The sequence below is a fragment of the Rhodococcus parequi genome, from assembly GCF_046042785.1.
Lineage (GTDB): Bacteria > Actinomycetota > Actinomycetes > Mycobacteriales > Mycobacteriaceae > Prescottella > Prescottella parequi.
In genome coordinates this window covers 103,200-123,233 of sequence record NZ_JBDLNV010000005.1, presented here as the reverse complement: position 1 = coordinate 123,233, position 20,034 = coordinate 103,200, and the positions used below count along the sequence as shown (strand labels likewise).

The following is a 20,034-nucleotide window of genomic DNA, read 5'->3' as shown; positions in this document are numbered from 1 at the left end:
CCCACCCTGGCTCGACGGTACGTTCTCCGACGAGCCAGGGCGGAAGATCAACGAGATCGTTGTGCGAGCGAGTCCGTTACGGCTCGTGGATGACGACTCCGCGAATGTTCTTGCCGTTGCGCAGGTCCTCGTAACCCTGATTGACGTCCTCGAGCGAGTACCGGGTCGTGACCAGTTCGTCGAGCTTCAACTCACCCTGGTCGTACATGCGCAGCAGGCGGACGATGTCGTACTGCGGGTTGGCCGAGCCGAACAGCGTCCCCTTGATGGTCTTCTCGTTGAGCGTCAGATCGGCGCCCGAGACGTGCACGGTCAGCTTCGTCGGATCGGCCAGGCCGGTGATGACGACGGTGCCGCCCTTGCCGATCACGGCGGTCGCGGCTGCCACCACCTCCTCGTCCACGGTGCCCACCAGGATCAGAGCCTGGTCGGCGCCCTGTCCCCAGCTGAGTTCGTTCACCTTCACCGCCGCTTCCTCCGCTGTCGCGAAGGCGTGCGTGGCCCCGAACTTCAGTGCGGTCTCACGCTTGAACGCGAGCGGGTCGACGACCACCACGTACCGTGCGCCGGCCTGCACCGCACCCTGCACGGCGTTGATCCCGAGACCGCCGATGCCGTAGATGACGACGATGTCACCGGCGCGGACGCCGCCCGCGTAGACCGCGGTCCCCCACCCGGAGGGGACACCACACCCGACGAGAACGGCCGTCTCCAGTGGCAGCCATTCGTCGACCTTGACCACCGAGTGCTGGGAGATCGTCGCCCGCTCGGAGAACGTGCCGAGCATGCACATCGCGCCGAACTCCTTGCCGTCGGCGCGGAATCGGAACGTGCCGTCGGGCATCGAGCCTTCGAGGATCGTGGCGCCCATGTCGCACAGGTTCTGCCGCCCGGTGGCGCAGTAGCGGCACGTCCCGCAGTTGGGGATGAAGCTGCACACGACGTGATCGCCCGGCTTGACCTTGGTGACGCCGGGACCGACCTCCTCGATGATCCCCGAGCCCTCGTGCCCGCCGACGATGGGATAGCGCGGCGGCAGGTCGCCGTCGGTGAGATGCAGGTCCGAATGGCACAGTCCCGCAGCGGTGTACTTGATCAGGACCTCACCGGGACCGGGCCCGTCCAGGTCCAGTTCCATGATCTCGAACGGCTTCCCGGCCTCGAGCAGCACGGCGGCCTTGGTCTTCATGGGTTCTCCTTCGAAGTGTTCTGTCGGGGGTGTCGAAATCAGAGCGCGACGTTGACGGCCTTGGTCTGGGTGTAGAGGTCGATCGCGGAGGCACCGAGTTCGCGGCCCCAGCCGGACTGCTTGTAGCCACCGAACGGCATCGCGGTGTCGAAGCCGTTGTACTGGTTGATCCAGACCGAGCCGGCCTTCAGTCGGCGCGCGGTGCGATGCGCCTTCGAGATGTCCCGGGTCCAGATACCGGCCGCCAGTCCGTAGATCGAGTCGTTGGCGGCGGTGACGATGCCCTCGTCCGCGTCGAACGGCATCGCGGCGACGACGGGGCCGAAGATCTCCTCCCGGACGACGCTGAACTCGGGCTTCACATCGACCAGGACGGTGGGCTCGACGAAGTAGCCGGCGTCGCCCCAGCGCTTGCCGCCGGTGAGCGCGCGGGCGCCGTCGGCGAGTCCGTCGCGCAGGTATCCGGTGACCCGGTCGAGTTGCTCCTGCGACACGAGCGGACCGAGTTCGGTGGTGGGGTCGAGCCCGGGACCGATCCGGACCCGGCTCGCCGCCTCGGCGACGGCCTCGGTGAAGCGTTCGAAGATGCTGTCCTCGACGTACAGCCGGGTGCCGGCGACGCAGCACTGACCATGGTTGAACAGCCAGGCGTTGAGCGAACCCTGCACCGCCGCATCGAAATCGGCATCGGCGAACACGATGTTGGGACTCTTGCCGCCGAGTTCGAGGGTGACCTTCTTCAGGTTGCCCCTGGCGGCGTCGACGATCTTCTTGCCCACCTCGGTCGAACCGGTGAAGGCCACCTTGTCGACGTCGTCGTGGGCCGACAGGGCAGCGCCGGCGTCACCGAAGCCCGGGACGATGTTGACGACACCCGGCGGGAAGCCGGCCTCCTCGAAGACCTCCGCGAGCATGAGCGCGGTGAGCGGGGTCTGTTCGGCGGGCTTGAGGATCACGGTGTTGCCGGCCGCGAGGGCGGGCGCGAGCTTCCAGGACGCCATGAGCAGTGGGAAGTTCCACGGCACGATCAGTCCGCACACTCCGACCGGCTCGCGGAGGGTGTATGCGTGGAACTCGCCACCGGGCGAGAACGGCATCGACACGTTGACGGTGCTGCCCTCGATCTTGGTGGCCCAGCCCGCGTAGTAGCGGAAGACGTCGGCGGCCCACGCCGTGTCCACCGCCGACGCGATCGCGGCGGACTTGCCGTTGTCGAGCGCCTCCAACTGGCCGAACTCGGCCGCACGCTCGGTGAGCAGATCGCCGACCCGCCAGATCAGACGCTCCCGCTCGTTGGGCTTCATCGCGGCCCACGGCTCGAAGGCACGTCGCGCCGCACGCACCGCGCGGTCGACGTCCTCGGCCTCACCGTGCGCGACGTCGGCGAGGTGGCCGCCCGTCGCGGGGTCGTACGTGACGAACGTGCGCCCCGACGCCGCATCGACGAATTCACCGTCGATGTACAACTGCTTGGTGCCGGCGAGAAACTCGCGAACTCGCGGCGAAACGGCCTGCTCGGCAACGACTGTCATGCCCGAACCTCCTGCAGTTCTGTCTGTGATGTGCAACACAGACATCGTGCTTCGGGAGGTGGGTCGTCAACTGTTCAAGCTTTGGACAGCTCCGCGCAGCGTCCGGTCACACGGTGATGTCGAGCGCGCGGATACGGCTGTAGAGCGTCGTCCGGCTGATCCCGAGTCGAGCGGCGGCGTGCACCTTGTTGCCGCCGCTCTCGCTGAGCGCCTCGACGATCGCGTCGCGCTCGGCCCGCTCGCGACCACCCAGGCGTGCCACCCGGCCCGGCGCGCGGTAGTCCTCGGGCAGATCCTCGACCCGGATCACACCGCCGTCCGGCCGGTCCGGGAGCCCGGCGAGCACGGCCCGCAGTTCGACGAGGTTCCCCGGCCACGCGTGTTCGGACAGGGCGGCCGACGCGCTCGGGCCGATTCCGAGATCCGCGCGGCCGAGTTCCCTCGCGAGCGCGGTCACCAGTCCGTCGAGTTCGCGGATCCGATGCCGCAGGGCGGGGACGGCCACCTGGTTCCCGCAGCGCGCGAGCAGATCCCGAGCGGCGGGCGGGACGGTGTCCACCGGATCGCTCGTCACCACGATCCGCGGTCCTGCGGGATTCGCGACGAGTGACGCGACGAGCGCCAGCACCGATTCGGGGGCCAGGTGCACGTGCTCGATCAGCACGTAGGAGGGCCCGCGCGCGACGACGTCGAGCAGGTCGGCGGACCACTCGCGCTCCCCCTGCCCCACGATCTGGGCGGCGTCCAGCGCCTCGACGGATCCGTCGGCGAACTGCCGGGCCGCCCACGTCCGTCCGCTGCCCGGTTCGCCGACGAGCGCGAGCGAGCCCGTACCGGATCGCAACTCGTGCAACCGGCGTCGTAGTCGCGACGTCGCGTCCTGCGGTACGGCAGTGCGGCGCACCGGCGCCCGCGTCCGCCCGGCATCGAGCAGGAAGAGGGCGCCGCTTTCGGCGCCGGCGACCCGATCGATCTGCAGGGCGGCACTGCCGCCGGCGGACAGGAGGAAGTCCAGCCGACGCGATTCCCCGGCGGGGACGTCGGCGGCGAGTGCTCGCAACGCGGCGTGATCGCTCGGCGCGAGCATCTCGACCGCGGCCTTGTTGGTGAGCATGATGTCCTGCCCCATCGCGGCGACCGCCAGCCCACGTTGCCGGGCGGCCCGCTGGAACGCGTCCACGACGCGGCGATCCGACTCACGCGCACCCTCGAGCAGTCGCGCCTCGATGTCGCCGACCGCACGCGCGACGAACGGCGCGAACAGCGGATTGGCGGTCTTCTCGGTCGCGGTGATGTCCAGGATGCCCTCGATCCGACGGGTCACCGGATGGACGATCGGTTGCCCGTAGCAACTGAACTGGCGGAACGACTCGAGGAAGTGCTCGTGGCCGTGGACGACGATGCCCTGCCGGACCTCGAGCGGTGTCCCGAGCGCGTTGGTGCCGTAGTTCTCCTCACTGAGTACGACGCCGGGCAGCAGACCGACACCCTCCATCGCGCCTCGCAGCGCGTCCGAATCGAACACGCGGGCCACGACGCGGCAGTCCCGATCGACCAGGAGGATGCCGCAGCCCGTCCCCGCCAGCTGCACACCGAGTTCGTCGAGGACCGGACGGGCCGCCCGCAGCAGACGCTCGGACGAATCCGACGGGTCGAACAGTGTCGGCTCGGGCACCCGGGCGGGATCGATGCCGCTGAGCTGCGAACGCTTCCAGGACAGTTCGATCTCCGGCCGTAGACCGTGTACCACCACCGACTCCTCCGCTCAGCCGCGGTCGATCAGTTCGAGCGACAGCTCCCGCATCTCGACCTTGCGGATCTTCCCGGTCACCGTCATGGGGAACTCGTCGACGAGGTGCACGTACCGCGGGATCTTGTAGTGCGCCAGGCGCCCCGAGCAGAACGCGCGGACCTTGTCGGCGTCGAGCGGCTGAGCGCCCTCCCGCATGCGGATCCACACCATGAGTTCCTCACCGTACTTCGCGTCGGGCACCCCGATCACCTGGGCGTCGAGGATATCGGGATGCGTGTAGAGGAACTCCTCGATCTCCCGCGGGTACACGTTCTCACCGCCCCGGATCACCATGTCCTTGATCCGGCCGGTGATCGCGACGTAGCCGTCGGCGTCCATCACTCCGATATCGCCGGTGTGCATCCATCGCGCGGAATCGATTGCCTCGGACGTCTTCTCCGCGTTGTCCCAGTACCCGAGCATCACCGAGTACCCCCGCGTACACAGCTCCCCCGCTTCGCCGCGCGGCACCGTCAGACCCGTCGCCGGGTCGACGATCTTGACCTCGAGGTGCGGGCCCACACGCCCCACCGTGGACACCCGCTGATCGATGGAGTCGTCACGGCGGGTCTGCAGCGACACCGGCGACGTCTCGGTCATGCCGTAGCAGATCGACACCTCCGCCATGCCCATGTGCTCGATGACCTGCTTCATCACCTCGACCGGGCACGGCGATCCGGCCATGATGCCGGTGCGCAGGCTCGACAGGTCGTAGGTGTCGAAGCCGGGGTCGGCCAGCTCGGCGATGAACATCGTCGGCACCCCGTACAGCGACGTGCACCGCTCGGCCTGCACCGCCGCCAGCGTCGCGGCCGGTTCGAACGCCGGTCCGGGAATCACCATCGCCGCGCCGTGGCTGGTGCAGGCGAGGTTTCCCATCACCATTCCGAAGCAGTGGTAGAAGGGCACCGGGATGCAGACGCGGTCCTGTTCGGTGTACCCGCACAGCTCGCCGACGAAGTAGCCGTTGTTGAGGATGTTGTGGTGACTGAGCGTTGCACCCTTCGGGAATCCGGTTGTCCCCGAGGTGTACTGGATGTTGATGGGGTCGTCGGCCGAGAGCGCACGCTGCGCGCGGGCCAGGACGCCGCGGTCGTCGTCGAGCGCAGCGCGGCCGGCCCCGAGCAGCCCGTCCCACTCCGCCGAACCCAGCAGCAGCACGTGCTCCAGGGCAGCGCACGCCGGGCGGACCTGCTCGATCATCGCCGCGTAGTCGGACGTCTTGAAGGCCGGTGCCGCGATCAGCATCCGGATGGCCGCCTGGTTCAGCACGTACTGCAGCTCGTGGGAGCGGTACGCGGGATTGATGTTGACCAGGATCGCGCCGATCTTCGCCGTCGCGTACTGCACCATCACCCACTCGGCGCAGTTGGGCGCCCAGATGCCGACCCGGTCACCCTTCGTGATGCCGGCGCCGAGGAGTCCCGTCGCGAGTGCGTCGACGTCGCCGGCAAGTTCGCGGTAGGTCCAGCGGCGGCCCGAACCGCGATCGATCAGCGCGTCCCGCTCGCCGTGCGCGGCGACGGTGCGGTCGAAGTTGTCGCCGATGGTGTCGCCCAGCATGGGCGCATCCCACGTGCCCGAGGCATAGCTCGGCAGGGATTCCGACAGCGAAGTCGTGGTCATCGCGTTCCTCTCCGGGTGCCTACCGGCACCCACTGGGGAGGCCCGGCAATGCGGGCTCCCCCAACGTACTCGCTCGAGTGTGATCCAGGACATAGTCGACGGTCGAGGGTGCCGACAACTGTTCAGAGTTCGAACACCCTCGACCCGTCACGCGTTCAGATCGCGCGGTCCTTCGTCTCGACCAGCGCCTTGGTGCACACGAAGCTGACGATGCCGAGCACCGCGAGCATCAGGCCGATCGCGAAGCTTCCGAACGACGAGGCCAGCGGCGCCGCGATCAGCGGCGGGATCGCGCCACCGAGCACGCCGGCGAGGTTGTAGCCGAGCCCGGCGCCCGTGTAGCGGTAGCGGGCCGGGAACATCTCCGGCAGGAGCGCCCCGCACGGCCCGTAGGCCATGCCGAAGATCGCGAGCGTGACGCACATGCCGACCACGAATGCGGCAGAGGATCCGGTGTCGAGGAGCGGGAAGAGCACGAGCGCCCAGACCACGGCGAGCACACAGGAGATCATGATGACCCGGCGGCGCCCGATGCGGTCCGAGTAGAGCGCCGACACGACGATCGCCGCACCGAAGACGACGGCCGCGACGATGCCGACCGCCAGCACGAACGGGCGACTGAAGCCGAGGGTCTTGGTGCCGTAGCTGGTGAGGAACGCGGTGCCCATGTAGAAGAGCGCGAACAACGTCGCGAGGGCGCCGGCCGAGAGCAGGATCTCCTTGGTCTGGAATCGCCACGCGTCCAGGAACGGCAGCGTCCGCGGAGCCGACGTGTCGTCGGAGGCCTGCTGGGCCCGGAACACCGGGGTCTCCTCGATGGCCAGACGCATGTACAGGCCGATGCCGACGAGAACGATCGAGAAGACGAACGGCACCCGCCAGCCCCAGTCGAGGAACGCCTCGTTGGTGTCACCGAAGATCGCGCCAGTGAGGATGAACGTGCTGCTGGAGAGCACGAAGGCGATCGCCGGCCCCAACTGCGGGAACATCGCGTACAGGCCACGTTTGCCGGGCGGGGCGTACTCCGCGGTGAGCAGGGTCGCACCGGCCCATTCGCCGCCGACGGCGAAGCCCTGACCGAACCGGAGCAACACGAGGATGATCGGCGCCGCGACCCCGATGGTCTCCGCTCCCGGCAGGAGTCCGATGAGCAGCGTCGAGATCCCCATCAGCAGCAGGGTGGAGACGAGGGTCTTCTTGCGCCCGATGCGGTCGCCGTAGTGCCCGAACAACATTGCGCCCACGGGCCGGGCGATGAACGCCACCGCGAACGTCGCGAACGACGCGACGGTGCCGGCGGTGGATCCGAGCGCCGGGAAGAACACGGTCGGGAAGACCAGTGCGGCGGCGGTTCCGTAGATGAAGAAGTCGTAGAACTCGATCGTCGTGCCGATGCAACTCGCGACAGCCACTCTGCGCACTCCGGTGCGTGGGGTGATCGTCGAGTCGACCGATGGCGACACAGTCGTCATGGATCCCTCTTCTCGAGCCGTGTGTGACGCCCCGATTGGCGTCAGCGACTGCGAGGAAAGGTAGTGATCCAGCTCACTTGGCAGCCACCCCCGAAAAGGGGTGGAGTGACTCAGGTCACCGCCGCGTGGCAAGCGGTGGGGGCATCCGGGCGAGGACGGCGGCGAGTATCGCGGCCCACAGGGCAGCCACCCACAGCGCGTTCAATCCGAGGAAACGATGTGCGAGCGCCCCGAGAGCGGCTCCGAGCACCATCGCCGACCACAGCAGGAAGTGCCGGACCCATCCCCACCGCTCGCCGCCCGTCAACGCCGTGACCAGACGCTGCCCCATCTTGACGAGCGTGCCCGTCATGTAGGTGAGACTGATGCTCACCTCCCCCTCACGCTCGAACGTGGAATTCTCCGCGCCCATCGCGAGCACCATGAGCGCGATCGCCACCGCGGTGACACCCACGAGGTGGGCCACCGCAGCGAGAGCGAGGAGGATCGTGACGAGCACGAGCACCGCCGGACGGTGTCTGCGCGCGGCCGTCCGTCCGGTGAAGGACCCGGCCATCACGCCGATCACGAACAACACGACGATGCCCGCGCCGGTGAGCGCAGTGCCGACCAGGCCATCGCCGAGCGAGACGGCCAGCTTGGTGGAGTTCCCGCTCATGAAGGACACGAAGTATCCACCGAGCGTGATGAACCCCATCGCGTCCACGAATCCCGCGAGGCCGGAGAGGAACACCGCGACGACCGCGACGCCACGGGGATAGTGCAACACCATGGGTGGAACATAGCCCCGTGCGCCCCGCCCGCCGGCACACGCCGGCCGCCGGGCGGGGCATCAGGTCAGGCCGCGGCGTCCTCGTCCAGGCCGCACGCGCCGCGCAGTTCCCGCGAGATCTCGCCCCACACCGTGGCGTACGACGCGATCTCCGGTGCGGCGATCCACGCCGGCTCGCCGGCCTTCACCTTCCGCAGCGCCTCCGCGAACAGATCCTGGTAACGCGAGAGCCGCGGCACGAAGGCAGAGACGTCGTCGAGGACGTCCTGCGCCTTTCGGTCCAGCGCGGCGAGCTCCTCGACGTCCGTGTCGCCCTCGACGAGTTCGCGCAGCGGACCGTCGAGTTCGAGGAAGCGCTCGTGGATCTCGGCGATCGAATCCTCGTCGATCGACACGCGCTCGGCGTCGAGCTGGTCGCCGAGCTCGGCCACACCCGCATCGGTCAGCGCGAACGAACCGTCACCGGCCTCCTCCGCCTTGCCCTGCGCGAGGAGGGCGTCCCGGGCCGCCTCCGCGGATGCCGGTGCGACGCCGAGTTGTGCGGCGAGGACGGCGGCCGTCACCTGCCCCTTCAGCCGGATCGTCTGCAACAGTGCCAGTTCGTCGACGTTGCCCGCGAAGGCCATCGTGTTCTCCTCGTGTGTGCGGAAGTTCCGACAGGAAACCTACCGCCCGAGGGTCGGCGCCGGGTCATCCACGGTGGCCCGGCACCGGGCAGGCATCGGCCGCCTCCGCCACCACGAGCGGGCTCGACGCCGGCCCGGGACGCGCGCCGCGTTCCCAGTCGGCACCGAGCAGCGGCACCTCGCTCTCGAGAGCGGCGAGTTCGGCGGCGTCGAACACCCGCCCCCGGCTGAGCAGCCGCACCCCCTCCGGCGCCTCGAGGCTGAACCCCGCCCCGCGGCCGGGGACGACGTCGAGCACCAGCTGCGTGTGTTTCCAGGCGTCGAACTGCGGGCCCGAGATCCACAGCGGCACGGCATCGTCGTCCTGCGGGGCGATCGTGCCGCGCTCGCCGACCCCCAGACTCAGATCGAACACCCCGAGCAGGACGTCGCGATCGCCGACGGCGAACTCTCCCAACGGGAAACACATCGGAGCCGAGCCGTCGCAGCAACCTCCGGACTGGTGCAGCATGAGCGGGCCGTGGACGTCCGCGAGGTGGCGCAGCAACGACGCCGCCGCGCCCGTGACGACCGCGCGGGCCGGGGCCGCGCTCATGCGAAGTCCAGGACGATGCGGCCGTCGATCATGCCGCGGTCGAGTTCGTCGAAGACGGCGTCGATGTCCTCGAGTCTGCGCGTGTGGACGGTGGGGCGGATCGAGCCGCGCGCGTAGTAGTCGAGCGCCTCGACCATGTCCTGGCGGGTGCCGACGATCGAGCCGCGCAGCGTCAGTCCCTTCAGGACGGTGTCGAAGATCGGAGTCGGGAAGTCGCCGGGCGGCAGTCCCATGAACGTGACGGTCCCGCCCCGCCGGGCCATGCCGATCGCCTGCCCGAACGCGGCGGGGTTGACCGCGGTCACCAGTACCGCGTCGGTGCCCCCGGTAGCCCGCTGGATCTTCTCGACGGGGTTCTCCTCGTGCGCGTTGACGAGCAGTTCGGCGCCGTAGCGGGCCGCGAGCGCAAGCTTGGAGTCGGCGACGTCGACCGCGGCGACGCGCAGTCCCATCGCGGTGGCGTACTGCACCGCGACGTGACCGAGTCCGCCGATCCCGGAGATCGTCACCCACTGGCCCGGGATGACGTCACTGACCTTGAGCCCCTTGTAGACCGTGATGCCCGCGCAGAGGACCGGTGCCACCTCTATCGGATCGGCTCCCGCCGGTACCCGGGCGGCGAACCGGGAGTCGACGAGCATGTACTCGGCGAACGAGCCGTCGACGGTGTAGCCGCCGTTGATCTGCCGCTCGCACAGCGTCTCCCAGCCGGTGCGGCAGTACCGGCACTCGAGACACGTCGACCACAGCCACGCGTTGCCCACGTGATCGCCCACCGCGAGTTCGGTGACACCCTCCCCCACCTCGACGACCTCGCCGTAGCCCTCGTGCCCCGGAACGAACGGCAGCGTCGGCCTGACGGGCCAATCGCCCTTGGCGGCATGCAGATCGGTGTGGCAGACGCCGCTCGAGCGCACCTTCACGAGCGCCTGATCGCGCCCCGGCCTCGGAACGGGGACCTCCTCGATCGACAGCGGCTTGCCGAACTCGCGAACCACCGCGGCCTTCATCGTCTCGGTCATACGGAACCTCCGGACTCGGGGATGGGGGAGCGCGGTGCCCGCCGAGGGGCACGTGCGGGCACCGCGCAGTTCCGGCCGGCTCGCGCCGGGGTCGGTCGGTCGGTCGATCAGAAGAAGCCCTGCGCCTCGGGTGCGTAGCTGACGAGCAGGTTCTTCGTCTGCTGGTAGTGGTCCAGCATCATGTGGTGGTTCTCGCGGCCGATGCCGGACTGCTTGTAGCCACCGAACGCCGCGTGTGCGGGGTACTGGTGGTACGTGTTGGTCCACACCCGGCCGGCCTGGATGTCGCGTCCGGCCCGGTACGCGACGCTGCCGTCCCGCGACCACACCCCGGCGCCCAGTCCGTAGAGGGTGTCGTTCGCGATCGCGATGGCCTCGTCGTAGTCGGCGAACGACGTCACGGACACGACCGGGCCGAAGATCTCCTCCTGGAAGATCCGCATGTCGTTGGTGCCGGTGAAGATCGTCGGCTGGACGAAGTACCCCTCCGACAGGTCGCCACCGAGTTCGGCACGCTCGCCTCCCGTGATGACCCGCGCGCCCTCGTTCTTCCCGATCTCGATGTACGACAGGATCTTCTCGAGCTGGTCGTTCGACGCCTGTGCACCGATCATCGTGTCGGTGTCGAGCGGGTCGCCCTGCCGAACGGCCTTGGTGCGCACCGCGGCCAACGCGAGGAAGTCGTCGAAGATGTCCCGCTGGATCAGCGCACGAGACGGGCACGTGCACACCTCACCCTGGTTGAGCGCGAACATCGTGAAGCCCTCGAGCGCCTTGTCCTGGAAACCGTCGTCGGCGGCGAGGACGTCGGAGAAGAACACGTTGGGGCTCTTGCCGCCGAGCTCGAGCGTGACCGGGATGAGGTTCTGCGACGCGTACTGCATGATCAGCCGGCCGGTCGTGGTCTCACCGGTGAACGCGATCTTCTTGATCCGCGGGCTCGACGCGAGCGGCTTGCCCGCCTCGGTGCCGAACCCGTTGACGATGTTGACCACCCCCGGTGGCAGCAGGTCACCGATGATCGAGAACAGGTACAGCACCGACGCCGGCGTCTGCTCGGCCGGCTTGAGCACGACGGCGTTGCCGGCCGCGAGCGCGGGCGCGAGCTTCCACGTCGCCATGAGGATCGGGAAGTTCCACGGAATGATCTGTCCGACCACGCCGAGCGGCTCGTGGAAGTGGTAGGCGACGGTGTCGGCGTTGATCTCGGACAACGCGCCCTCCTGCGCCCGGATCGCCCCCGCGAAGTAGCGGAAGTGGTCGACCGCGAGCGGGATGTCCGCGTTCAGGGTCTCCCGGATCGGCTTGCCGTTGTCCCACGACTCGGCGAGCGCGATCTTCTCGAGATTCGCCTCGATCCGGTCGGCGATCTTGTTGAGGACGATCGCCCGTTCGGCGACCGGCGTCTTCCCCCACGCGGGTGCCGCGGCGTGCGCGGCGTCGAGCGCCAGTTCGATGTCCGCTGCCGTCGATCGCGCGACCTCGCAGAACGGCTGTCCGGTGATGGGCGTCGGGTTCTCGAAGTACCGCCCCTCGACCGGCGCCACCCACTCGCCGCCGATCCAGTTGTCGTAGCGAGATTCGAAGGACATCAGGGCATCGGGCGAACCGGGACGGGCGTACACGCTCATGAAGACTCCTACTCCGTCGGGACGAACACCCCGTTCGGGGTGTGACACAGGACACTAAGCAGGTGAACATCGCGATTACGTTGCAGAAGTGGTCACAACTGGGCGACGGCGGCGCGCGGGGCCGACAGCACACTACGCACGGTGCGGTTCGCGGATGTGCGAAATCGTCACGAAACCGGCATGCGACTGGCTAGTGTGCGACTCGGAGGTGGAACACGTTCCACCGTATGAGTCGTTGCTCTGGAAGGAATGCCGATGCAGTTCAACCTGGCCGATATCTTCGAGACCGTCGCGGGGGCCGTGCCCGACCGCATCGCGCTGACGTACGAGGGACAGCACCTGTCGTATGCGAGCCTGAACGCGGAGGCGAACAAGGTTGCACACTTCCTGTCCGAGGCCGGGGTGGCGCCGGGCGAGCACGTGGCACTCTTCCTGAAGAACAGCATCGAGCACGTGACGTCGCTCCTGGGCATTCTCAAGATCCGCGCGGTCCCGATCAACGTGAACTACCGGTACACCCCGTCCGAACTCGAGTACATCTTCACCAACTCGGACTCGACCGCGGTGATCGTCGAACTCCCCGAGCACCAGCGCACCCTGGCCGGTCTTCTCGGCAACTGTCCGCTGGTCCGCACGGTGATCGTCGTCGGAGAACCGGAACAGGAACTGCTCGACGCCGCCGAGGCACGATCGGTGACCGTACTGCCGTTCGCCGATTCCCGGAGTCACTCGGACGCCACCGATTTCCCCGCCCGATCCGGCGACGACCTGTACGTGCTGTACACGGGCGGTACCACCGGCTACCCGAAGGGCGTCATGTGGCGCCACGACGACTTCTTCCACAAGCCGCTGTCGGGCGGCAACCCCTACGGCGCGGATGCCCGCAAGGATCTCGCGGAGATCGCGGCCGCGGCCAAGGAATTCCCCGACATGACGTTCCTGATCGCGGCACCGCTCATGCACGGCGCCGCGTCGTACTCGCTGTTCACCTTCTTCACGCTCGGTGCCCGCCTGGTGGTGATGCGCGACTTCGATCCTGTGAAGGTGGTCGAGGGCATCGAGAAGGACAAGCTCCAGGTGATCCTGATCGTCGGTGACGGTATGGGACTGCCGCTGGTCGACGAGATGGAACGCCGCAAGGGCGAGGTCGATCTCAGTTCGCTGTTCTCGATCACCTCCGGCGGCGCGATCTGGTCGCTGAGCGTGCGCGAGCGGATGCTGGCCGTCAAGCCGGAGCTGTTGCTGCGCGACAACTTCGGTGCGTCGGAGTCCGGTAACGACGGCGCCTTCACGATCGACGACAACGGCAACCTGCGCATGCCCCCGTCGCCGAACCTCATCCTGGTGAACGAACGGCTCGAGCAGATCCCGGCGGGCTCCGACGAGATCGGCTACATCGCGCGCATCGGCAACGTCCCGCTCGGTTACTACAAGGACGAGGAGAAGACCGCCCGCACCTTCCCCACCCGCGCCGACGGCACCCGCATCTCCGTGCTCGGCGACATGGGCACGATCGAGGAGGACGGCACCATCGTCTTCCTCGGCCGCGGCTCTCAGTGCATCAACACCGGCGGCGAGAAGGTCTTCGCGGAAGAGGTCGAGGCGGCACTGCACGCACACCCGTCGATCTCGGACGCGCTCGTCGTACCGGTGCCCGACGAGCGGATGGGACAGCGCGTCGCGGCCGTCGTCGCGGTGTACCCGGGGTCCGACGAACTGACCCTCGACGTCGTCCAGGATCACTGCCGCAAGACACTCGCCGGCTACAAGGTGCCGCGCGCGTTCGTGGTCGTCGACGAGGTCCGGCGCACGCCGGCCGGTAAGGCGGACTACCGCTGGGCCACCGACATCGCCGCATCGGACGCCGTCACGAGCTGAGCTGCAGGAGGGTGCTCGCACGCTCCGCCACCATCACGGCGGTGGCGTGCGGGCCCCGGCTGGGGATCGCCGGGAATATCGACGTGTCGACGATGAACAGTCCGTCGACGCCGTGGACGCGGCAACGGTCGTCCACCACCGACGTCGCGGTATCGGACCCCATCCGGCAACTGCCGGACAGGTGCAACGACGTGCCCAGGTGTTCCGACAGCCACTCGTCCGACGTGTCTACGCCGTCGGGGTCCACCAGATCGCTCATCGCACCGGTGCGCATCAGGTCGGCCGCATGCGTCACCGCGGACCGCAGCACGTCGCGGTCGTCGGCGGACTCGAGGTAGCGGTACGACACCGACGGCGGATCCCCCGGATCGGCAGAGACGAGCCGGATCTCACCGCGGCTGTGCGGCTTCATGAGCACCACTCCCAGACACGGCCGGCCGATCCCGGATCCCGGGACGAGATCACCGAACGACGCCGTGTACGGACGCATCTCGATGTCGTCGGTGTTGAGGGTCACCTGCAGCGCCGGCATCCTCGACGTCCGGGAGACCGGGCGGCGGTAGCGGTACGGCAGCACCACCTCCGGATGGTCGCTGAAGTCCGATCCCACCGCGGGCAGGTCCGCGACCACCTCGATGCCCAGACCGCGCAGGTGCCGCGCGTCACCGACCCCGGACAGCATGAGCAGGTGCGGGGTCGCCACCGCGCCCGCGGTGAGGACCACCGTCGACGCCCTGATGGTGTGCCGCCCCGAATCCGTCACGATGTCGAGCCCGGTGACCCGGGTGCCGTCGAACAGCACCCGCGTGACCGTCGCGCCGGAGCGCACCGTGAGGTTGGGGCGCCCCAGATTCGGCAGCAGGTACGCCGATGCCGGACCCACCCGCACACCGTTGCGAATGTTGAGAGGGACCGGCCCGACGCCGTGCGATCCGGGTGCGTTCTTGTCCCGGTCCTCGGGATGTCCGGCGGCGAGCGCGACCTCTGCGAATGCCGTGGTCACCGGATGCCAGCGGTCGCGGGGCTCGCGGTGGACCGGGATCGGGCCGTCCGTCCCGTGCCACGGGCCGGAGAAGTCCGCGTCGGATTCGATGCTCCGGTACGACGGCAGCACGTCGTCGAACGACCACGACGCCGGCCAGTGCTCGAAGTCGTCCACCTGCGCCCGCACGAAGTAGCCGCCGTTGACCGCCCCGGAGCCTCCGAGCACCCTGCCGCGCGCAATCCACCCCGACCGTTCACTGGTCAGGTTCACCGGGTACGGCCACACCCAGCGGCTGTCCGGCCCCACCGGAAGCACGCCGGCATCGACGAGCTCGGGTGGGTACTCCGACGGAATCCGATGTCCCGGACCGGATTCGACGAGCAGCACCCGCCGGTTCGGATCCTCGCTGAGCCGGCCGGCGAGGACGCTCCCGCACGAGCCCGCGCCGACGACGACGACGTCGGCGGACTCGTCCGAGTGCGGGCCGTCCGGTTCCACCGTCAGCTGCCGATACGGGGGGCGAGCGCCCGCAGATCACGGGCGCGGACGGCGCCCTGCCACAGGCCCGCGCCGTACGCGATATCGTCCAGGCGCTTGAATGCCGTGTGCCGCACCGGATCCAGACCACCGGGCTGCCGGTGCTTCACCCAGTCCACGACGCCCTCGGTGACGGCCACCGCCAGCGCCAGCCGCCGGATGCGTCGCGAGCACAGAACCGCCAGGAGCGTCACCGGCCAGTAGTGGCGGCACATCGCGGACGCGAGTTGCCACGCACCGCCCGCGAAACCGCGGGCCGCGAGGATCGCCGCGATCCGTGTCGGCTGGTCGAGCTCACGGAAGGTGCGCCGCAAGCGCGTCATCGTCACGACCGTCGTCACAAGGCTGCCGAGCAGACCGATGCGGGTACAGGTCGCCGCCGCGAGCACGGCGAACAACGTCCACTTCGACATCGCGACGGGGGGAACCATGCCGTCGTGCCGCGCCGCGAGCGGGGCGGCGCCGGTGCCGTAGAAGCGTTTGCGGGTGAACCACTTCCCGAACGTGACGCGGTGGTCGTGCGCGACCTGCGACACCGGTTCGTAGCGCAACCGCCACCCGGATTCCTGCAGGCGCCAGCACAGGTCGACGTCCTCCGCGACGTGCATGTTCTCGTCGAATCCACCGGCGTCCACCAGGACGTCGCGGCGCACGAGCATCGCGGCGCTCGGCACGTACGCCACCGGACTGCCCGAACGTACCGCCGCCTCCTTGCGGCCCAGGTCGAGCGACGAGCGCGTGTGTTCGTACCGCGCCAGCATCGACCCCTCGGGTTCGAGCGCCACGATCCGCGGCGCCACCAGAGCCACCGCGGGATCACTGAAGTGGCCCAGCATGAGCTCGAGCCAGCCCGTCGTGGGCACCACGTCCGAGTCGAGGAACGCCACGAAAGGTGTTCGTGCCGACCGTAGTCCCGTGTTCCGGGCGGCGGCCGGCCCCCGCGAGGAGTCGTGCCGCAGCAGCGTCACCTGTGCGGTGCACTCGGACAGGTCGGGTAGCTCGAGTGGGGTCGCGGAGCCGTCGTCGACGACGATGACGTTCAGCCCCCGCAGCGCCGGGACGAGACGGGCGAGGCCGTCGACGTTGTCGCGGATCGGCACGACGATCGTCACGTCGCTCGGCGACGGCGTGCTCATGGGGCGCGGATTTCCGACACCGGAGTCCAGGAGGCGTCTCGCGACGACCGCGGTCTGCGAGTCGACGACCTCGAGGTAGCCGTCACCGATCATCTCGGCCGCCGCGGGCGCCAACTTGAGCATCCGCATCGGCGACCCGCCGATCAGGACCCGACCTCCCGAGTAGGCGCGCACCTGGGGGTCGAGGCGGACCCCGAATCCGTCGGGCAGACGAGCATTGCGCATCAGACGATGTTAAGGGTCCGTGCGGTCACAGGCAGAACTAGTGGCCAAAAACCGGGACAAAACGCCACACCAGTCACACCAGTCTCCCGTCGGCCCGTGGCGCCCAGCGCTCGACCGCCTCGACGGCCCTGCGGACGAGGTCCGCGAACAGCCGCTCCCCCTCCTCCGCCGACGCGCCGACGGGATCGCCGAGGATGCCGTTGGGGGTCGCCGCGAGCATGCCGCCCGACCGCAGTTGCGGCATCAGATCCGCGATGGACGCGGTGTTGCCGGGCTCGGCGCGGTCCATCGCGACGTCACCTGGCGAAAGATGCAGCAGCAGGGATGTTTCGGTGCGTCCGGCGTGCGCGTCGGCACCCGGTACGGCGCACGGCAGCCAGGTGGCGTCGCGTCCCTCGTATCGAAGGAGTTCGACGGCCTTCACCAGCGCGGGCCCGTTCCCGCCGTGGCCGTTGACGAACACGACACGCCGAGCCCACCGACACGCCGATCGTCCGTATTCGATGAGCAGCATCGCGAGTGCGTCGGTTCCGATCGAGATCGTTCCGGCGAAGCCCTCGTGCTCGCCGCTCGCCCCGTACGTGATGGCGGGCGCCTGCGCGACGCCGGTGAGTGCGCCGGTCAGAGCGGTCGCGATGCGGGTGTCCGTGTCCAGCGGCAGGTGCGGACCGTGCTGCTCGAACGAGCCGACCGGGACCGCGACGGTGAGTTCGTCGCGCGGCACATCAGGCCACGGGGTGCGGGCGAGGTCCATCGGTCGATGGTAGAGCGGGCACGCCGCTCACGGCTTCTGCACCTCGACGACTTCGCCGGCGAAGGTCGCCGTTACGTTCCCCTTGGCGACATCGGCGTCCACGACGTAGACCGTGACCCGCGACTCGGCGACCCCCGACGGCGGGCGCAAAGCGCGAATCGCGACCCGATCGACGTGGCCACTCGGCAGACCCACGAGGCCGGTGGCGCGACCGATCAGATCGGCAATGGACTCGCTGTCGAGTCGGGCGAGGTCGACCGTGTCTTGATCCTCGCCCCGCGACGTGGGCGGCGTCCACGGCTCGAATCCGGCAGCGCCCGTGAACATCCACCGCTGCATCTGGGTCGGCTGCCGGGGGATCATCTTCGCAACCACCGCGTCATCGCTGTACAGATCGACATCGTCGGCGACCAGATCGCCGAACTTCGACTCGAAGCGGCGCACGAACTCGCGCATGCCGTCTGCGGTGAACAGGGCGATCGGCTCGGCCGACTGTTCGTCGGCGCTCGATTCGGAGGAGGCGGCACGACCGTTGGAGCCCCCGACAGACATCATCTGGGCCAGACCGACCACGATCAACGCCACGACGCCCACCGCGGCGAGAACGAGAACGAGATGACGCGACCGCGGCGACCCGGACCCGGATCCCGCCCCGGATTCGCGGTCGGTCCCATCACCGACGAGATGATCGGGTATCTGCAAGTCCTTGGTCAACGCCCGCAGAGCGCCCAGCGTCGTCGCGCGCATCGCTGTCGCAGTGCGGGACTCGTGCTCTTCGACGCCCAACTGACCGTCCGCATATGCGGCGTCGAGCAAGCTGCACGTCTGCGCGCGGTCGATGTCGCGCGCTCGGGTCTTGTCAGATCTCGCATCCGGCACGCCCAGACCCTACTGGGTGCCGGACTCGATACCCATTGACTCGAACATCAGTTCGAACTAAACTAGCTTCATGAATCCGGGGGGACTCAACAATTCGAGCATCGCAGTAACCGCACCGCGGCCCGAGGACATAGGCGCGCTGCCCGAAATCGCACTGCTGCAGACCGCGCTCGATATCTTCCACGCAATGGAACAACTCGACACCCTGAGGGTGGTTGCCGTCGCTGAAATCGACGCGCGCGCAGTCTCGTTCGACACCCTCGGTTTCCGCAGCGTCAAGCAGTGGCTGGCTGCGAACACGTTGTTGGAAGTACCGGCCGCGGCACGGATCCTCGCGTTGGGCAAAATGCTGAGCCGGCAACCCGAGATTGCCGACGCCTTCAACGAGGGCGCCGTCTCGGCGGAGCATGCCGCGTTGATCGGTAGATTCTGCGAAACCCCGCCGCGCGGCATGCCTGTAGAGGCGTTGGGTGCGTGCCGGAAAGTGTTGCTGGACGCCGCTTCCGGACCCGCCGCGACCACCATGACCGTGCGCACCTGCATCGCGAGGCTCGAGCGAATCTTCGAGTCCGACGAACTCCCGCCCAGTGAAGACGTCGAACGGAACGAATTCCACGCTTCGAAAACCCTGAACGGACGCGTCGCCGTGAAGGGCGATCTCGATGCCGTCACCGGCGAGACGCTGTTGACCGCACTGTCTGCGTTGACCAAGCCGGGGAATCCGGTCGACGACCCCGCCGGCTCGCGCAACCCCGCGCAGAAGCGGGCCGACGCGTTCGCCGAGATCCTGCGCCGCTACCTCGACAGCGGCGAGGCGCCGGTCGAGGGCGGCGAACGACCCCACCTGTCACTGCATGTGAACGCCGCCGACCTTGCGTGCAGCGAAGCGGATCACGAGTCGACTCATCCGGATGGTGAGCCGGACCTGTTCGGCGAGAGGGATGTTGCGCGCATGCCGCACTTGGGGCCGCTCACCATCGCCACCGCCCGCAGACTCGCGTGCGACTGCCACCTCACCCCGATCGTGATGCACGACGGCGTCCCCATCGACCTCGGCCGCACCAGCCGAACCGTCTCCAAGAAGCAGCGCAGGGCGTTGGTCGCGCGCGACCACGGCTGCGCATTCCCCGGCTGTGGAGCACCGCCCGCCCACTGCGAAGGCCACCACGTCAAGCACTGGGCCGACGGCGGACCCACCGACCTCGACAACCTTGTCCTACTCTGCCGCTACCACCACCGACTCCTCCACCACAGCCACTGGCAAGTGAAAATCGGCGCCGACCGAAAGCCGTGGTTCACCCCACCCAGTTCGGTCGATCCGTACAAGAAGCCGATCCCCGCCCACGGCCGAGCAGGACCCCGCGCGGCGTAGGTGGCTGTGTC

Annotated in this window: 16 protein-coding genes; 2 read left to right on the top strand and 14 right to left on the bottom strand. The window is 68.6% G+C overall.

Annotation, left to right across the window (positions count from 1 at the left end; translation table 11 throughout):
- Nucleotides 1–76: 76 nt before the first annotated feature.
- From ABEU20_RS15200 to exaC, 10 genes are all read right to left on the bottom strand, one after another.
- A complete protein-coding gene (locus ABEU20_RS15200; protein ID WP_420165237.1) occupies nt 77–1,189 on the bottom strand; it encodes an NDMA-dependent alcohol dehydrogenase in 1,113 nt (370 codons plus the stop codon).
- Nucleotides 1,190–1,227: 38 nt separating this feature from the next.
- Entirely contained in the window at nt 1,228–2,721 is a 1,494-nt protein-coding gene (locus tag ABEU20_RS15195; RefSeq protein ID WP_420165236.1) for an aldehyde dehydrogenase family protein, read from the bottom strand.
- Between the two features lie 106 nt (nt 2,722–2,827).
- Entirely contained in the window at nt 2,828–4,471 is a 1,644-nt protein-coding gene (locus ABEU20_RS15190; RefSeq protein WP_420165557.1) for a sigma-54-dependent Fis family transcriptional regulator, read from the bottom strand.
- Nucleotides 4,472–4,486: 15 nt separating this feature from the next.
- Nucleotides 4,487–6,139: an AMP-binding protein gene (locus ABEU20_RS15185; RefSeq protein WP_420165235.1), complete on the bottom strand. Its 1,653-nt coding sequence runs from the start codon at nt 6,137–6,139 to the stop codon at nt 4,487–4,489.
- 155 nt (nt 6,140–6,294) lie between these two features.
- Nucleotides 6,295–7,611: an MFS transporter gene (locus ABEU20_RS15180; protein ID WP_420165234.1), complete on the bottom strand. Its 1,317-nt coding sequence runs from the start codon at nt 7,609–7,611 to the stop codon at nt 6,295–6,297.
- Nucleotides 7,612–7,726: 115 nt separating this feature from the next.
- Complete coding sequence (locus tag ABEU20_RS15175; RefSeq protein WP_420165233.1) at nt 7,727–8,383, bottom strand: YoaK family protein; 657 nt, start codon at nt 8,381–8,383, stop codon at nt 7,727–7,729.
- 65 nt (nt 8,384–8,448) lie between these two features.
- Nucleotides 8,449–9,009: a hypothetical protein gene (locus ABEU20_RS15170; RefSeq protein ID WP_420165232.1), complete on the bottom strand. Its 561-nt coding sequence runs from the start codon at nt 9,007–9,009 to the stop codon at nt 8,449–8,451.
- Between the two features lie 64 nt (nt 9,010–9,073).
- On the bottom strand, nt 9,074–9,604 hold the full coding sequence (locus ABEU20_RS15165) for a DUF779 domain-containing protein (RefSeq protein ID WP_420165231.1): 531 nt from the start codon (nt 9,602–9,604) through the stop codon (nt 9,074–9,076).
- Nucleotides 9,601–10,626 carry an alcohol dehydrogenase AdhP gene (adhP, locus tag ABEU20_RS15160; RefSeq protein ID WP_420165230.1) on the bottom strand — a complete coding sequence of 342 codons (1,026 nt, stop codon included), beginning with the start codon at nt 10,624–10,626 and terminating at the stop codon, nt 9,601–9,603. Before adhP ends, ABEU20_RS15165 begins: the two co-directional genes overlap by 4 nt.
- A gap of 107 nt (nt 10,627–10,733) precedes the next feature.
- A complete protein-coding gene (gene exaC, locus ABEU20_RS15155) occupies nt 10,734–12,257 on the bottom strand; it encodes an acetaldehyde dehydrogenase ExaC (RefSeq protein ID WP_420165229.1) in 1,524 nt (507 codons plus the stop codon).
- Between the two features lie 255 nt (nt 12,258–12,512).
- Here exaC and ABEU20_RS15150 point away from each other — a divergent pair, with 255 nt between their 5' ends.
- A complete protein-coding gene (locus ABEU20_RS15150) occupies nt 12,513–14,135 on the top strand; it encodes an AMP-binding protein (RefSeq protein ID WP_420165228.1) in 1,623 nt (540 codons plus the stop codon).
- Here ABEU20_RS15150 and mftG read toward each other — a convergent pair.
- From mftG to ABEU20_RS15130, 4 genes are all read right to left on the bottom strand, one after another.
- Nucleotides 14,125–15,618, bottom strand: coding sequence for a mycofactocin dehydrogenase MftG (mftG, locus tag ABEU20_RS15145; protein WP_420165227.1), 1,494 nt, complete (start codon nt 15,616–15,618; stop codon nt 14,125–14,127). The two genes, ABEU20_RS15150 and mftG, sit on opposite strands and share 11 nt — an antisense overlap.
- Nucleotides 15,619–15,620: 2 nt before the next feature.
- Nucleotides 15,621–17,018 (bottom strand): mycofactocin biosynthesis glycosyltransferase MftF, encoded by a 1,398-nt coding sequence (gene mftF, locus ABEU20_RS15140; RefSeq protein WP_420165226.1) that lies wholly within the window; start codon nt 17,016–17,018, stop codon nt 15,621–15,623.
- A gap of 73 nt (nt 17,019–17,091) precedes the next feature.
- Complete coding sequence (gene mftE / locus ABEU20_RS15135) at nt 17,092–17,772, bottom strand: mycofactocin biosynthesis peptidyl-dipeptidase MftE (protein ID WP_420165225.1); 681 nt, start codon at nt 17,770–17,772, stop codon at nt 17,092–17,094.
- 27 nt (nt 17,773–17,799) lie between these two features.
- Entirely contained in the window at nt 17,800–18,651 is an 852-nt protein-coding gene (locus tag ABEU20_RS15130) for a DUF1707 SHOCT-like domain-containing protein (RefSeq protein WP_420165224.1), read from the bottom strand.
- Nucleotides 18,652–18,721: 70 nt separating this feature from the next.
- Here ABEU20_RS15130 and ABEU20_RS15125 point away from each other — a divergent pair, with 70 nt between their 5' ends.
- The gene (locus ABEU20_RS15125) at nt 18,722–20,023 is read left to right on the top strand and encodes an HNH endonuclease signature motif containing protein (protein WP_420165223.1); all 1,302 of its coding nucleotides are present in this window, start codon (nt 18,722–18,724) and stop codon (nt 20,021–20,023) included.
- Nucleotides 20,024–20,034: the final 11 nt, after the last annotated feature.

Excerpts from the sequence above, each read along its gene's own strand:
- ABEU20_RS15200 (WP_420165237.1), bottom strand. The coding sequence starts at position 1,189 with ATGAAGACCAAGGCCGCCGTGCTGCTCGAGGCCGGGAAGCCGTTCGAG.
- ABEU20_RS15195 (WP_420165236.1), bottom strand. The coding sequence starts at position 2,721 with ATGACAGTCGTTGCCGAGCAGGCCGTTTCGCCGCGAGTTCGCGAGTTT.
- ABEU20_RS15185 (WP_420165235.1), bottom strand. The coding sequence starts at position 6,139 with ATGACCACGACTTCGCTGTCGGAATCCCTGCCGAGCTATGCCTCGGGC.
- ABEU20_RS15180 (WP_420165234.1), bottom strand. The coding sequence starts at position 7,611 with ATGACGACTGTGTCGCCATCGGTCGACTCGACGATCACCCCACGCACC.
- ABEU20_RS15175 (WP_420165233.1), bottom strand. The coding sequence starts at position 8,383 with ATGGTGTTGCACTATCCCCGTGGCGTCGCGGTCGTCGCGGTGTTCCTC.
- ABEU20_RS15170 (WP_420165232.1), bottom strand. The coding sequence starts at position 9,009 with ATGGCCTTCGCGGGCAACGTCGACGAACTGGCACTGTTGCAGACGATC.
- ABEU20_RS15165 (WP_420165231.1), bottom strand. The coding sequence starts at position 9,604 with ATGAGCGCGGCCCCGGCCCGCGCGGTCGTCACGGGCGCGGCGGCGTCG.
- adhP (WP_420165230.1), bottom strand. The coding sequence starts at position 10,626 with ATGACCGAGACGATGAAGGCCGCGGTGGTTCGCGAGTTCGGCAAGCCG.
- exaC (WP_420165229.1), bottom strand. The coding sequence starts at position 12,257 with ATGAGCGTGTACGCCCGTCCCGGTTCGCCCGATGCCCTGATGTCCTTC.
- ABEU20_RS15150 (WP_420165228.1), top strand. The coding sequence starts at position 12,513 with ATGCAGTTCAACCTGGCCGATATCTTCGAGACCGTCGCGGGGGCCGTG.
- mftF (WP_420165226.1), bottom strand. The coding sequence starts at position 17,018 with ATGCGCAATGCTCGTCTGCCCGACGGATTCGGGGTCCGCCTCGACCCC.
- mftE (WP_420165225.1), bottom strand. The coding sequence starts at position 17,772 with ATGGACCTCGCCCGCACCCCGTGGCCTGATGTGCCGCGCGACGAACTC.
- ABEU20_RS15125 (WP_420165223.1), top strand. The coding sequence starts at position 18,722 with ATGAATCCGGGGGGACTCAACAATTCGAGCATCGCAGTAACCGCACCG.